General features: G+C 70.3%; 11 protein-coding genes. 9 read left to right on the top strand and 2 right to left on the bottom strand.

The window, feature by feature from the left end:
* Positions 1–90 precede the first annotated feature (90 nt).
* Positions 91–2,151 carry a thioredoxin domain-containing protein gene (locus tag NLX94_RS11960; protein WP_254382644.1) on the bottom strand — a complete coding sequence of 687 codons (2,061 nt, stop codon included), beginning with the start codon at positions 2,149–2,151 and terminating at the stop codon, positions 91–93.
* 68 nt (positions 2,152–2,219) lie between these two features.
* On the bottom strand, positions 2,220–3,455 hold the full coding sequence (locus tag NLX94_RS11955; RefSeq protein ID WP_254382643.1) for an ATP-grasp domain-containing protein: 1,236 nt from the start codon (positions 3,453–3,455) through the stop codon (positions 2,220–2,222).
* Between the two features lie 314 nt (positions 3,456–3,769).
* On the opposite strand from NLX94_RS11955, the gene NLX94_RS11950 reads away from it, so the two are divergent.
* The 9 genes from NLX94_RS11950 to NLX94_RS11910 all read left to right on the top strand — a co-directional run bounded on the left by NLX94_RS11950 (position 3,770) and on the right by NLX94_RS11910 (position 14,510).
* Positions 3,770–5,128: a hypothetical protein gene (locus tag NLX94_RS11950; RefSeq protein WP_254382642.1), complete on the top strand. Its 1,359-nt coding sequence runs from the start codon at positions 3,770–3,772 to the stop codon at positions 5,126–5,128.
* 364 nt (positions 5,129–5,492) lie between these two features.
* On the top strand, positions 5,493–6,644 hold the full coding sequence (locus NLX94_RS11945) for an acyl-CoA dehydrogenase family protein (protein WP_254382641.1): 1,152 nt from the start codon (positions 5,493–5,495) through the stop codon (positions 6,642–6,644).
* A 76-nt stretch (positions 6,645–6,720) separates the two neighbouring features.
* Positions 6,721–8,061 carry a lysine N(6)-hydroxylase/L-ornithine N(5)-oxygenase family protein gene (locus tag NLX94_RS11940; protein ID WP_254382640.1) on the top strand — a complete coding sequence of 447 codons (1,341 nt, stop codon included), beginning with the start codon at positions 6,721–6,723 and terminating at the stop codon, positions 8,059–8,061.
* A complete protein-coding gene (locus tag NLX94_RS11935) occupies positions 8,049–9,116 on the top strand; it encodes an FAD-dependent oxidoreductase (RefSeq protein ID WP_254382639.1) in 1,068 nt (355 codons plus the stop codon). The genes NLX94_RS11940 and NLX94_RS11935 overlap by 13 nt, the downstream gene beginning before the upstream one ends.
* Entirely contained in the window at positions 9,113–11,098 is a 1,986-nt protein-coding gene (locus NLX94_RS11930; RefSeq protein ID WP_254382638.1) for a class I tRNA ligase family protein, read from the top strand. The genes NLX94_RS11935 and NLX94_RS11930 overlap by 4 nt, the downstream gene beginning before the upstream one ends.
* Positions 11,095–12,612 carry an AMP-binding protein gene (locus NLX94_RS11925; RefSeq protein WP_254382637.1) on the top strand — a complete coding sequence of 506 codons (1,518 nt, stop codon included), beginning with the start codon at positions 11,095–11,097 and terminating at the stop codon, positions 12,610–12,612. Before NLX94_RS11930 ends, NLX94_RS11925 begins: the two co-directional genes overlap by 4 nt.
* Entirely contained in the window at positions 12,602–12,865 is a 264-nt protein-coding gene (locus NLX94_RS11920; RefSeq protein WP_254382636.1) for an acyl carrier protein, read from the top strand. Before NLX94_RS11925 ends, NLX94_RS11920 begins: the two co-directional genes overlap by 11 nt.
* A 5-nt stretch (positions 12,866–12,870) precedes the next feature.
* On the top strand, positions 12,871–13,488 hold the full coding sequence (locus tag NLX94_RS11915) for a GNAT family N-acetyltransferase (RefSeq protein WP_374683936.1): 618 nt from the start codon (positions 12,871–12,873) through the stop codon (positions 13,486–13,488).
* Positions 13,485–14,510 carry a C45 family peptidase gene (locus NLX94_RS11910; RefSeq protein ID WP_254382634.1) on the top strand — a complete coding sequence of 342 codons (1,026 nt, stop codon included), beginning with the start codon at positions 13,485–13,487 and terminating at the stop codon, positions 14,508–14,510. Before NLX94_RS11915 ends, NLX94_RS11910 begins: the two co-directional genes overlap by 4 nt.
* Positions 14,511–14,595: the final 85 nt, after the last annotated feature.

Genomic DNA, 14,595 nt, shown 5'->3' with positions numbered 1-14,595 from the left:
AGTGGAGATGACGCTTAGGCCCCTTCGAGATAAAAACCACGTTTCCGAAATGACATTGAGACAAGCGGAATTGACGCCACTCCGCCTCTTTCAGGGACGAACTGCCCCCAACTGCCCGGCCAGTTCGACCGGATCGGTCGTAGGCCGCGCGCAGACGAAATGTCGACAGACATACGCCGTCGGGAGGTCGCGCACGAGTGTGCGCTCGGCCAGAAGGGGGAACTCCGCGCCGCTGCCGTCCGCCGCCCCCGGCAGCCCCGTCGCCACGACCGCCCCGGGAGCCGTGCCCAGCAGCGCGACCCGGTGCAGCTCGGCCCGCGCCGGGTCCTCCGGATGGCCGACCACGGCCACCTCGCGCGGCCCGTCGACCAGCGCCTCCGCGACCGCCAGCCCGTGCCCGATGAAGCGCGGAGCGCGCGGCCCGAGCGCGTGCACCACGGCGAGCGCCCGCTCGGCCGCCGTACGGTGCGCCTGCGAGCCGGTGTGCGCGGCGTACGAGAGCAGGGCGCCGGCGGCGGCGGTCCAGCCGGAGGGGGCCGCCGTGTCGGTCGGGTCCTGCGGCCGCCTGATCAGCTGCTCCGCGTCGTGCGCGGTGTCGTAGAGCGAGCCGTCCTCGGCGGTGAACCGGTCCAGGATCAGGTCGACGAGGAACCCGGCGAATTCCAGCCAGACCCCTTCTCCCGTGACGGACCCCAGCGCGAGGAACCCCTCGGCGACGTCCCCGTAGTCCTCCAGCACCCCGGCGTTGGCCCCGACGTGCCCGTCCTTGCTGGTCCGCGCGAGCCGGGCCCTCCCGGCCGCCGCGTCGAAGTGGACCCTGACCAGCAGGTCGGCGGCCTCGGTCGCCCGCTCGACCAGGTCGGGCCGGTCGAAGAAGGCCCCGCACTCGGCGAGGGCCGCGATGGCCAGCCCGTTCCAGGCGGCGACGATCTTGTCGTCCCGGCCGGGTGCGGGGCGCGCCTGCCGCGCCGCGAGCAGCCGCTCCTTGATGCCGGCGAGCCGCTCCTCGTCGATGTCGGGCCCCTGAGCGGGCAGTTGGAGCACGGACATGCCGTGCTCGAAGGTCCCCTCCTCCGTCACCCCGAAGCAGGCGGCGGCCAGGTCCCCGTCCTCCTCGCCCAGCACCTCGCGCAACTGGGCCGGAGTCCAGGCGTAGTAGACCCCCTCGACGTGCTTGCCCGTCTGCGGGTCCTCGCTGTCGGCGTCCAGCGCGGAGGCGAAGCCGCCCTCGCGGGTGCGCAGTTCGCGGACCATGAAGTCGGCGGTCTCCAGGGCGACCCGGCGCGCGAGCTCGTCCCCGGTGGTGCGCCACAGGTGGGCGTAGACCCGGCACAGCAGTGCGTTGTCGTAGAGCATCTTCTCGAAGTGGGGCACGACCCACTCCCGGTCCACGGAGTACCGCGCGAACCCGCCGCCGAGCTGGTCGTAGATCCCGCCCCGGGCCATGGCCTCACAGGTGTCGGCGGCCATCTGCAGCGCCCCCTCGGCCCCGGTCCGGGCATGGTGGCGCAGCAGGAACTCCAGCACCATGGACGGCGGGAACTTCGGCGCACCGCCGAACCCGCCGCGCGTGGCGTCGTACTCCCGCACCAGCCCGAGCAGCGCCTGGGCCAGCTCCTCCGGACCGGGCGTACCGGCCTTCCCGTAGTCCAGCTGCCGTCCCGCGAGGTCCCGTACGATCCGCTGCGCGACCTCCGCGACCTCCTCGGGCCGTCCGACCCACGCGGTGCGCACGCCTTCGAGCACCTGCATGAAGGAGGGCATCCCGTGCCGGGGCTCGGGCGGGAAGTAGGTCCCGAAGTAGAAGGGCTCGGCGTCGCCGGTCAGGAACACGGTCATCGGCCACCCGCCCTGCCCGGTGGCGGCCTGCACGGCCTCCATGTAGACGGCGTCGATGTCGGGGCGCTCTTCGCGGTCCACCTTGATGTTGACGAAGTGCTCGTTCATGTACGCGGCGGACAGCTCGTCCTCGAAGGACTCGTGCGCCATGACGTGGCACCAGTGGCACGAGGAGTAGCCGACCGACAGCAGTACGGGTACGTTGCGCTGCTTCGCCTCGTCGAACGCCTCCTGCCCCCAGGGCCACCAATCCACCGGATTGTCGGCGTGCTGGAGCAGGTACGGTGACTGCGAGCTGGCCAGGCGATTCATGTCGGCATCGTCCCACGACGGGAACCGCCCGGCCCGCACCGCCCCCCGGGAGACCCGGGGGCGGCCCCTCAGGCCGACGGTTCGGGGTCGTAGAGGTGGTCCCGTTCGATCTCCCGCAGCCGCTCGTAGTCGGCGACGACCTGAGCCGGATCGTCGGACATGAGGAAGACGAACCCCGGCTGGGTGGCGATGTCGACCGTCCGGGAGATCGGCTTCCTTTCCGGATGCCTCATGACGGTGAAGACGTGGGACGGCAGTGCGCGAATGGCGGCCATCGCCTCGTGGGACGGAACGATGCCGTGCTCCCTCGGATTGATGAGGTGCACGAAGCGGTGGTGTTCCAGGATCCGGTACGCGGTGGTGGGCAGGCGGTCGAACTCGTCCGGCTTGGCCACGGACAGGGCGAGGAGCTCCACCTGGTTGGTGCCGTAGCAGCGCGTGTTGATGTCGAGGACCTGGCCACCGCCCATGCGCGCGGCGCTCTCGACGAGCACCGGTCCCCTGGAGGTCAGCATGACCTCGGTGTGACCGGCCGCGTTGTGCACCTCCAGAGCGTCCAGCACCTGGTGGGTGTAGCACTCCAGCTCCTTGGCGACCGGGTCGTCCGGCTGCAGGGGCTCGTTGTAGTCGTTGATGATGCGGCCGCCGGGGAGGCGCATCTTGAAGTACCGGCAGATCTCCACGGTGTGGTGCGCGCCGCCACGGCTGACGGTATTGACGAAGTACTCGTCCCCTGCCAGGAACTCCTGGGCGAGCACCGTGGTGTTGGGCATCCCGTGGCGATCGGTGCTGCTCATGATCTTCTCGTGGACGGCGCGGATCTGCTCCGGGGACGAACACGCCACGACGTTGTCCGTGCTGGAGCTGGCGACCGGCTTCACGATGACCGGATAGCCCACGGTCTCCTCGACCCAGGCGATCATCTCGTCGGCATCGTCCGAGACCATGCTGGCCGCGTGTGCCAGGCCGGCGTCGCGCAACGCCAGCACCATCTCGTACTTGTTGCGGCGGGCGGTCGGCCGGGTCATCCCGTTGCCGGGAGTGCCGAGTGCGGCGGAGAGCTGGTCGGCCAGTTCGACACCCGCCTCCTGGCCGGCGATCACATGGCCGACCTCGTGCTCGCGCAGTACGGACGCCATGGCCGCCACGTCACCGTCGTGGCGGAAGTCGTAGACGAAACCCTCGGGGTCGCGCGACAGGATGACGTCGGGGTTGGGCGACCGGACGTGCACGCACTCGATGTCGTACTGCTCCAGTACGGCCGGCAGGAGGCTCCCTGTCGAGTAGGCGTCGACAATCGCCACTCGTTTCGTTCGCGTACCGAGGCTCGTCGGCATCGTCCACCGCTTCCCTTCTGATGATCTCGACCGCTCGAAGACCGAGGCGTCAGTGACAATGCAACCTACGGACCCACCCGGACTCCGCGCGTCCGCGGCAGGCTCATCCCCGTGATCCGTCCGGATTACGCGAGGACGGATCAGGTATGCACGGGGATTACTCGACGCGTTGACCCGCCGTCCCCTCAACTACCTATCTGGCTGAGGTGATACGGAACCCTCCCGTGCCACTCTTGACGCCGATCTGGATGCACATCCGGTCCTGAGGGGAGTTACGGAAGATGCCACGCGAGCACGCACTCACCGAGCGATACCTGGAGCGGTTCGGTCGCGTCCTGCGCCCGGTCCAGGAGAGCGAATTCATTCGCCTGCTCACGGGTGGGAATCACGCCCTTCGTCCGGTGTTCCTCACCGGGGACGAGGTCCAGCAGCTGACCCGGGATCTGGAAGTGCTGCGCGGAGCGCTCTACAGCCTGCCGCACCGGCTCTTCGACGGCGACATCGCCTCCTTCGCCCGTGCGAACGGAATGGAGAAGTCGCAGATACGCGCCATCGAACGCTCGGCCGCCGCTGCGGCCGGCTCGCCGACCAGCATGGGGCGGGCGGACCTCTACCTGGACCGCTCCGGTTTCCGGGTCATGGAGTTCAACCTGGGCAGCACGGTCGGATTCGAGGGCGGCGAGGCGTGCCGCGGCCTTCTCGCGGACCCCGAGTTCAGCCGGTTCGTCGCCGAGGAAGAGCTCGGCTACATCGACACGGTGGCGGAGCAGATCCGCACCATCCGCCAGGAGACGGGTCTTGAGCCCGACGCCCGGCCCGTCGTCGCGCTGACCGAATGGCCCAGCAACTACGAGGAGATGGAGGGCTACTTCAACGTCCTCATCAACGTGTGGGCTGAGCGCGGCCTGGAGGCGTACCCGTGTCACGTCGCGCAGCTGGAGCGGCGCGACGGAAGGCTCTGGCTCGGGGAGCGCCCGGTCGACGTCGTCTACCGCCAGTTCATGATCGAGGACCTGCTCGACGAGGACACCGACGCGCTCCTCGAGCCCCTGCTCGGCGCACTGGAGGCGGGCGAGGTCCGCGTCTTCACCCCGATCGACTCGGAACTGTACGGGAGCAAAGCCGCGCTGGCGATGCTCTCCGACCGCAGGAACCGCCATCTGTTCTCGGACGAGGAACGGGACGTCATCGACCGGCTCCTGCCCTGGACCTCCTCGGTGACCTCGGAGAACATCGTCCTGGAGGACGGCACCGAAACCCCGCTGCTGGATTACGCGGTGGCCCGTCAGCAGGAACTGATCCTCAAGCCGATGCTGTTGCACGGCGGCCAGGGAGTCGTCCCCGGCTGGGCCTCGGAGGTCACCCCGGAGGAATGGCGGAAGCTGCTCCACGACGCCCTCGACGGCCCGTACGTGGTGCAGCGGCGCGTCCGCCCGGAACCCGAGCTCTTCCCCGATTCCGAGGGCGGACTGAACCCCTGGATCGTCAATTGGGGCGTTCTTCTGATGGCGTCCGGATACGGCGGACTTCTGACCCGCTGCGCCCCCGCGGACGGCGACATCACGGTGCTCAATCTCGACCGCGGAGTACTTCTCGGAACCGGATTCCACTCCGGTCCGGGTAAACACCGTGCGCAGTAACACCGGAGTTCCGTACCTGCCATGCGCCCTGGCGGATGAACTTCTCGCGGACGTACCCGGAGACGCAATGGCCGTAGCTTCCCTTTGACGCGACGGATTTCGACGCTGCAGACGGCCTATTCGGAAGGAGCCCGCCCCATGACCCGTGACGCCCTGGAGAACAGCCTGCCCATTCGGCGTTCCCCGTCACGACGTGGGGGGCCGTCGCAGGGCGGACTGAGCACGGCAGCCATGGCGGCAGGCATCGCACGGCTGCGGCTGCGCCGCCTCATCCGCCGGAGCCGGCCGAACCGATCGGCTTGATTCCCCCCTTCCGTCCCCTTTCCGCGCCGGTCGCCGCATTGACCATCCGAGTGAGGATCACGTGAGTCCTTCTGAAGTGTTCGACCCCGATGTCCTCACCCTGCCGCTGTACGACGACGCCCACCGCGCACTCGCCGACGAGATCGGGCAGTGGTGCGCGGACCGGGCCGAGGCGTGGGCGACGCTGGACACCACCGATCCGGCCGCCGTCGGACGGTCGCTGCTCACCGAGCTCGGCCGGGCGGGCTGGCTGCGCCACCTCGACCCGGACCAGCCCGACTCCGACCTGAGGTCCCTGTGCCTGAGGCGCCAAGCCCTCGCGTACCACGAGGACTTGGCCGACTTCGCGTACTCCATCCAGGAGCTCACCGCCGCCGCGATAGCCCGCCACGGCACGGAGGAGCAGCGTCGCCGCGAACTGCCGGGCCTGGCCGACGGCACCCGTGCGGGGGCCCTGGCCCTCTCCGAGCCCGGCGCGGGCTCCGACCTCGCCGCCGCGGTGCTCACGGCGACCCCCGACGGGGACGGGTTCGTCCTCAACGGGACCAAGAGCTGGATCGCGCAGGGCGACATCGCCGATGTGTGCGTCGTCCTCGCCCGCACGGGCGACGGCCCGGGACCGCTGGGCCTGACCACCTTCGTGGTGGACGGCAACGCCCCCGGCCTCAAGGCCGAGCCCATCGGGGCGATCGCGCCCCGCTCCTGGGCCGAACTGACCTTCACCGATGTCCGCGTGGGCCCCGAGGCCGTACTCGGCGAGCGCGGCCAGGGCCTCGTGGTCGCGCTCGACATCCTCGAACAGGCCCGCGCGACCGTGGCAGCCGCCGCGCTCGGCTTCGCCCGGCGCTCCTTCCGGCTCGCCCGCGACCATGCCCGTACCCGCAAGGCGTACGGCCGCCGGCTCGCCGATCTCCAGCTCGTCAGGTCCTCGCTCGCGCAGATGGACGTCAAGCTCTCGGCCGCCGCGCTGCTGACCGCCCGCGCCGCCTGGGCCACGGACCTCGGCCACGATCACGCCAAGCACTCCTCCACGGCGAAGCTCTACGCCACCGAGGCCGCGGGCGAGATCGTCGACAGCTCCGTCCAGATCTTCGGTGCCGCCGGGCTCGTCGCCGGCAGCCCGATGGAACGGCTCTACCGCCAGATCCGGTCCCTCCGGATCTACGAAGGGTCCTCCGAAGTCATCGAGATGACCATCGCCGACGCTCTGTGAAGCGCGGCCACCCATGGCGCCCCACCAAGGCGTCGCCAAACGGGCTCAACAGCCACCACCAGAGGAAGGACTTGACGTGGGACCTGTACCGAAGCCACTGACGGCGTCCCGTGCCGCCGAGCAGACCAGTCACCTCCGGATCGTCGGTATCGGCGCAGGACCAGCCAACCTGAGTCTGGCCGCGCTGCTGCACGGCGATTCGGAGCAGCCGAACCTCTTCTTCGACCGCAAGCCGAGCTTCACCTGGCACGACAACCAGCTGATCACCGGCGCGACCCTCCAGGTCTCCATCTTCAAGGACCTGGTGAGCCTCTCCGACCCGACCAACCGGTTCTCCTTCCTTTCGTACCTGCACGAGCAGGGCCGGATCTACCACTTCCTCAACGCCCAGTTCGCCGAGGTGCCGCGCACCGAGTTCCGCAACTACCTGGCCTGGGCGGCCGAGAAGAACGAGAACGTGGTCTTCTCCGAGAGCGTCGAACGGATCGACTTCGACGGCGTCTTCCGCGTGACCACCGATCGCCGCCAGGTCACCGCCGACAACATCGCCGTGGGCGTCGGCACCGTGCCGTGGGTGCCCGAGTTCGCCGAGCCGCACCTGGGCTCCGGCCACTTCCACGTCAGCCAGTACCTGCGCAACGCGGAGAACCTGGCGGGCAAGCGGGTCGCCGTGGTCGGCGGCGGGCAGTCCGGGGCCGAGGCCTTCCTCGACCTCATCTCGCGGCCCGATTCCCAGCGCCCGGCCTGGGTCTCCTGGGTCTCCAGGCGCCGCAACTACTTCCCGATCGACGACTCGACCTTCACCAACGACTTCTACATGCCGGAGTACTCCGAGTACTTCTACCGGCTGTCCGAGTCCAAGCGCGCCGAGCTCAACTCGGCCCACCTGCTGAGCTCGGACGGGATCTCCGAGTCGACCCTCCGGGCGATCTATCAGCAGCTGTACCGGCTCCAGTTCATCGAGCGGGACGAGCACCGCTTCGGGCTCCTGCCCAACCGGACCGTCGAGTCCGCGGACCGCACGGCCGCCGGGACCTTCGAGGTGACGCTGCGCCACAACGACGAGTCGGGGCAGAGCCAGTGCCTTCCGGTCGACGCGGTGGTGTGGGCGACCGGTTTCCGCCCCGCACCCAAGAAGTTCCTGGATCCCCTGATGGACCGCATCGAGTCCGAGAACGGCGAGGTCCGCGTCGACGAGGACTTCGCGATCTCCTGGGACGGCCCGCCGGACCGGAAGATCTTCGTGCAGAACGCGGTGCGCGGCCAGCGCGGCCTGCCCGATGTGAACCTGAGCCTGAACGCCTGGCGGGCCCAGCGCATCGCCAACCGGCTGCGCGGCGCCAGCTCCCCCGAACTGGCGATGTCGTTCATCGACTGGTCGGCCAAGAGCGGACGGGGCACGCAGTGGACCGCGTAGACCTCGCCGTCGTCGGCGGCGGGGTCATCGGCGCGCTCATCGCCCGCGAAGCGGTCGCGGCGTTCCCCGGGGCGACCGTCGCCGTCCTGGAACGCGGCCTGATCGGCCAGGGCGCCTCCCGCCGCTCGGCCGGCGTCCACTTCCCGCGCGGTGCGAGCGAACGCGTCCGGTCCATGTCCGAGCACTCCGAGCGGGTCTGGGAGCGCCTGGGCGCCGAACTCGGGCTGCCGATCCGTGCGCTGGACGCGACGGTCGTCGCGTCCAGCGACGCCGAGGCGCTCTCCGCCACGTACCTGCGACTCGGTGACGAGACCGCCCCGGCCGATCCGGACCGCGGCTGGGCGGCCCCGCCGGGCGCCCGGGCCTGGGAACTGGACGGGTGCCACTACGCCGACGTCCAGGCGGTCGCCGGGCGCGTGCTGGCCGAGCTGCGCGACCGGGTGACCGTCCTGGAGGGGTGCGAGGTCACGGAGCTCTCCTCCGACGGCGAGTACCACCGCCTCGTCCTCGGCCAGGGGCAGGAGCTGCTCGCCCGCCGGGTGGTCCTGGCCCCCGGTCCGTGGATCGCGCACCCCGCCTGGGCCGACCTGGTCGCTCCGCTCGGGCTGCGCGTCAAGAAGGTCGTCGCCGCCCATGTCGAATCGGCTCCCGGGCCCGGCGATCCGCTGACGATCTTCCACGACGAGGACGCCTTCCTGCTGCCGCTCCACGAGCGCGGCCACCACCTGTTCAGCTACACCTGCGACCGGTGGGACGTCGCCCCCGACGACGCCGGCCTGGGCCTGGAGCCGTCCGACCTCGACGACGCCCGGGCCGTCCTGGGCCGGTTCGCACCCGGCCTGGTGGCCCGGTGCACCTCGGGCCGGGTGTTCTGCGACGCGTACAGCCCCCACCGCGAACCCGTCGTCGCCGAGCTGCTCCCCGGCCTGGTCTTCGCCGGAGCCGCGAACGGCGCCGGCTACCGCCTGGCCCCGGCCATCGCCGCCGAGACCGTTGCCGCCCTGGATCTCACACCGACCGGGGCCCTCTCCCATCTCCTGCAGAGGCAGTCATGATCCTCAACCAGTACAGCGAATCCGAACTGTCCGATGCCTTCGGCATCGAGATGTCCTCGGTCGAGGGGCTCGGCGTCGGTGCCGGCTGGGGCCGTGTCGCTCCGGGTGCCACCTCGCGCACCGACCGGCACGACGAGACCGAGTTCTTCGTCATCGTCGCCGGTACGGGCGAACTGACCGTCGACGGCCGCACCTACCCGGCGCGCCCCGGCACCGTGGTGCTGTTCGAGCCGTTCGAGTCGCACATCATCGCCAACAACGGTGAGACGGACCTGGTCTTCTTCACCCAGTACTGGCGCGACTCGGCCCGCACCCGGGCCTCGGCGACCTCGCGCGTCCGCGCGAACCACACCGACCGTCCCCAGTTCGTCTTCTCCACCCCGCCGACCCCCAACGGCGACCTCCACCTCGGCCACCTCTCCGGTCCCTACCTCGGCGCCGACGTCTACGTCCGCTACCAGCGCCTCGCCGGCAACCAGGCCTGGCACCTGACCGGCAGCGACGACTACCAGAGCTACGTCACGGCCGTCGCCGCCCGCGAGGGCACCACGAACGCCGAGGTCGCCGCGCACTTCTCGGCCGAGATCGCCGCGACGCTCAAGGCGATGGACATCAGCGTCGACGAGTACTACACGACGAGCGTGGAAGAGGGCTACGAAGAGGGCCTGCAGCGCTTCTTCACCCGGCTCGTCGACTCCGGGAAGGTCACCCCCAAGGCCACGCCCGCCCTGCTCGACGCCGAAACCGGCGACTACCTCTACGAGGTCAACGTCGGTGGCACCTGCCCCGGTTGCTCGCACGGCGCGGGCGGCAACATCTGCGAGGAGTGCGGCGAGCCCAACCTCGTCGCCGACCTCGTCGACCCGAGCTCCCGCCTGAGCAGCTCCGCGCCGAAGACCGCCGAGGTCGAGCGCTGGACCCTGCCGCTGCACGAGTTCGCCGACGCGGTCGCCGCCCACCACAAGCTGGGCCGGGTCCCGGTCCGGCTGCGCGAACTGGCCGACCGGGTCTTCGCCCGCAAGACGCTCGACCTGCCGGTCTCGCACCCCTCCGACTGGGGCGTGCGCCCCGCCGAGGGCGACCTCGACGACCAGGTCATCTGGGTGTGGCCGGAGATGAGCCACGGCTTCCTGCACGGCATCGAGGAGCTCGGCGCCGGGATCGGGGAGCAGTGGTCGAAGGAGGCGCCTTCCAAGGACTGGAAGATCGTCCACTTCTTCGGGTACGACAACAGCTTCTACCACGCGATCCTCTACCCGGTCCTGTACGGGCTCGCCCACCCCGAGTGGAACCCGGACATCGACTACCACGTCAACGAGTTCTACCTGCTGGAGGGCCAGAAGTTCTCCACCAGCCGCAGGCACGCGATCTGGGGCAAGGAGATCCTCACGCCCGACAGCGTCGACGCGGTGCGCTACTACCTCTCCCGCACCCGTCCCGAGGGCGAGCGCACCGACTTCCGCCGCGCCGAGTTCGACCGCGCCCACGCGGACACCCTCGTCGGCGAGTGGCAGGACTGGCTCACCGGCCTCGGCGAGCGCGTCGAGAAGCACTTCGACGGTGTCGCCCCCGACGCGGGCACCTGGACGACCGAGCACACCGCGTTCCTGGCCCGCCTGTCGCTGCGGCTCGACGAGGTCACGGCCGCCCTCAACCCCGAGGGGTTCTCGCTGACGGATGCCGCGGCCGTACTCGACGGCATCGTCGGCGACGTCCGCACCTTCTCCCGCCGGCAGTCGGCCCTCGCGCACGACGGCCGCTGGAGCTCGGAGGCCCGTACCGCCCTCGTGCTCGAGCTGGCCGCTGCCCGCCTGCTCGCCACCGCTTCGGCGCCGCTGATGCCGCGCTTCTCGGCCAAGCTCGCCGCCGCCCTCGGCATCCCGGCGGTCGACAGCTGGCCCGACACGGCCGAGCTGGTCGAGCCCGGCAGCCGCTGCACCCTCGCGGGCACCCGCTTCTTCGACACCGGCGAACAGCGATGACCGCATCGATCATCAACCGCATCATCACCGAGCGGCCCGCGCACGAGGGCTCCCTCACCGTCACGGGACTCGGCCACCGCACCACCCTGCCGCTGGCCGAGTTCCACGACCGGGCCAGGGCCGTCGCCGCGGCGCTGGGCCGCCGGGGCATCGGCGCGGGCGACCGGATCGGCATCCTCTCGGCCAACCGGCTGGAATGGGTCCTGCTCGACGTCGCCGCGCTCATGCTCGGGGCACAGACCGCCGGGTTCGAGCCCGGCAAGTTCAGCCCCGACGCCGAGCTGATCGAGGGCTACGCCCTCGACGCCCTCTACACCGATGTCCGGCTGCCCGACGGCGCCCCGTCCCGGGTCCTGCCGATCGCGGACGTCACCGGCTACGCCGAGGAGGACGCCGGCGGGTTCGCGCCGGTGCAGTGGGCCGCGACCCAGTGCACGACCGTCAAGTTCACGTCCGGATCCACCGGTGTCCCCAAGGGACTCGAAGCCACCGCCGGCAGCATCGACTCCTCGCTGCACGCCGTCCAGAGCCTGTTCGAGCACAAGCCGGGCGACGACATCCTGACGTTCCTGCCGCTCTCGCTCCTCCAGCAGCGCTACTGGCTCTACTCGGCGCTGCACTGGGGCCACGACATCACGATCACGACGTACCAGTCCGTCTTCGCCGTGCTGCCGGACGTCCGTCCCACCGTCGTCATGGGCGTCCCCGCCTTCTTCGACACGGCCAAGCGGCACATCGAGGGCGTCGTCGCCGGCGGAGTCGACCCGGCCAAGGCCGCCGCCGAGCTCTTCGGCGACCGCATCCGCTACCTGTGGACGGGCTCGGCCCCCGCCGACCCGGCGACGCTCCGGTTCTACGAGGGGGCCGGCCTCCCGATCTTCGAGGGCTACGGCCTCAACGAGACCTGCATCACCACCAAGAACCACCCCGGCGCCCACCGCGAGGGCAGCGTCGGCCGGGCACTGCCCGGAAAAGAGATCATCATCGACGACGAGGGCGTGGTCTGCGTCCGCAGCGACCACCCGGTCAACACCAGGTACACGTACACCGCGTCGGGCGACAGCGAGTCCGTGTTCCGGCCGGGCGGCATCGTGCGCACCGGGGACCTCGGCCGCCTCGACGAGGACGGGTTCCTCTACATCCTCGGCCGCAGCGACGACGTCATCGTCCTCGACAACGCCAAGAAGATCATCGTCAGGCCCATCGAGACACGGTTCCGCGACACCGGCACCGTGACCGAATGCGTCATGTACTGCCCGAGCCCGGCCGGACTGGTCGCCGTCGTCTCGCCCCACCCGGGGCCGGTCGACACGGCCGCGATCGGCGAGGCCCTCGCCGCGGTCAACGCCGCATCGGAGCGCGACGAGCGGATCATCCGCGTGATCGTCGCCGACGAGCCGTTCACCGTCGAGGGCGGGCTCCTCACCTCGCAGTTCAAACCGATCCGCAAGCGCATCGCGGACCGCTACCGAGACCTGATCGACAACCCGAAGGAAGGAATCCATGCCCACTGACCTGGACACCCTGGCCCGCGAAAAGCTGTCCCTGGTGCTGCGCGACCACCCGGACCCGGCGGCCCTCGACCTCGACGAGGACCTCGTGGAGACGTACGGGATCACCTCGCTCAACAAGGTGCTGTTCCTGACCTCCCTGTGCAAGGCCGCCGAGGTCGGTCTCGGCAACTTCACCGAGGACGACCTCGCCGGGATGCGCACCCTCGGCAACGTCGTCGACGCCCTCCGCCCCCACGCTCCCCTGAAGGGATGAGTTCCTTGACCCACAACGCATGGAGCCAGCACGCCTCCGCGCTCCTCGAGAACGAGCACGTCGAACTCCACCCGATCTCGGAGGATGACCGTGGACCCCTGCGCAAGATCGCATTCGACGACCGGATCTGGAAGTACTTCGTTTCCCGTGTCGAGAGCGACGCTGATTTTGACCAGTTTTTTGACGCCATGCTCGCTGACCAGGCCAGCGGCAAGCGCGCGGTCTACATCATCGTCGACAAGAGCACAGGAGAGGTCGCCGGCAGCTCCAGCTACGGCAACCTGAGCGAGGCCGACGGGCGGCTGGAGATCGGCTGGTCCTGGCTCGGCGTCGACTTCCAGGGCAAGGGCATCAACCGCTGGGCCAAGTACCTGCTGCTCCAGCACGCCTTCGACGTCCTGGGCGCCGAGCGCGTCGAGTTCAAGACCGACGTCCTCAACCTCCAGGCCCGCGCCGGACTGCGCAAGGTCGGTGCGTACGAGGAAGGCGTCATGCGCAGCTTCAACCCGATGCCCGAGGGACGCAGGCGCGACGCGATCTACTACTCGGTGCTCCGCGCCGAATGGCCCTCGGTCGGGGAGCAGCTCAGCCGCGACGGCAGGGCGGTCAACCCGTGCGCGTGACCGACGCGCCGCTTCTGGAGCTGTCCGGCTCGCCGCACGCCCGTGGTCTCCTCCACGGGCGTGCGCTGGCCGGGCGGCTCCGCGGCTTTCTCGACGACTCCCTCGCCCGGCTCGGCCACCTCACGGACCGGGCGGCCGGCCTCGACGCGCTGCGGCCCGAGATCGAGGCCCACCGTGCGGTGATCGCCGAAGCGCTGCCGGACCTGGCCGCCGAGATCGACGGCCTCGCCGAGGGCGCCGGGATCGACCGCGACGCGGCCTGGCTGCTGCAACTGCGCCGCGAGCTGATCGGCTACAGCCGGGTCACCGCCGGGGACTGCACCACGTACGCCACCTCGGCCGGCGGCGCGCCCGTGCTGGCCCAGACGGTGGACCTGAACGGCAATCTCGACGACCAGGTCGCCGTGCTGTCGGTCTCCGGGCCGCGCCACCGCTCCCTGGTGCTCAGCTTCGCCGGCCTCCTCGGCTACCTCGGTGTCAACGACGCCGGGATCGCCGTGGGCATCAACCTCGTCCTCGGCGGCGACTGGCAGCCGGGCGTGCCGCCCTACCTGGCGATCCGGCACGTCCTCGACACCGCCGGCACCGTCGAGCAGGCCGTCGAGATCCTCCGGGAGCTGCCGCTGGCCAGTTCGCGGGCGTTCACGATCTGCGGCGTGGACCGGACCGTGTGCGTCGAGGCCACGGTCGCCGAGCGGCGCGTCCTCGAAGGCGAGGAGCTGGTCCACACGAACCACTTCCTGGACGCCGGGCTCGCCGAGCAGGACGAGATCAACATCTTCGCCAAGAACTCCTCCCGGCGGCGCCTCCAGACGGTCCTCGATGCGGGCATCCCGAAGGCCGGCGACACCGAGGGCCATCACCGGCTCCTCTCGACGCCGCCGATCCTGGTGCCGGACAACGGCGACATCCGGCGCGAGCGCACCGTCTCGGCCGTGATCCTGCGCCCGGACCTGGGGGAAATGCGGCTGTGGCCGGGCGACCCGTCCGCCGTGCCGGAGCAGGTGCATTCCCTGCACTAGCCCCGTGTTGCACTGGCCCCGCCGTTCCCGTTGTGGGCGTCCACCAGCAATCGTGCCTTCTGAGCCGGAGCGACCGGCTCAGAAG

Source organism: Streptomyces sp. TBY4 (genome assembly GCF_024213195.1).
Taxonomy (GTDB): Bacteria; Actinomycetota; Actinomycetes; order Streptomycetales; family Streptomycetaceae; genus Streptomyces.
This window is presented reverse-complemented; position numbering and strand designations above follow the sequence as displayed.

What these genes read in the sequence shown, in the direction of transcription:
- NLX94_RS11920 (WP_254382636.1), top strand. Translation starts at nt 12,602, where the DNA reads ATGCCCACTGACCTGGACACCCTGGCCCGCGAAAAGCTGTCCCTGGTG.
- NLX94_RS11925 (WP_254382637.1), top strand. Translation starts at nt 11,095, where the DNA reads ATGACCGCATCGATCATCAACCGCATCATCACCGAGCGGCCCGCGCAC.
- NLX94_RS11960 (WP_254382644.1), bottom strand. Translation starts at nt 2,151, where the DNA reads ATGAATCGCCTGGCCAGCTCGCAGTCACCGTACCTGCTCCAGCACGCC.
- NLX94_RS11950 (WP_254382642.1), top strand. Translation starts at nt 3,770, where the DNA reads ATGCCACGCGAGCACGCACTCACCGAGCGATACCTGGAGCGGTTCGGT.
- NLX94_RS11930 (WP_254382638.1), top strand. Translation starts at nt 9,113, where the DNA reads ATGATCCTCAACCAGTACAGCGAATCCGAACTGTCCGATGCCTTCGGC.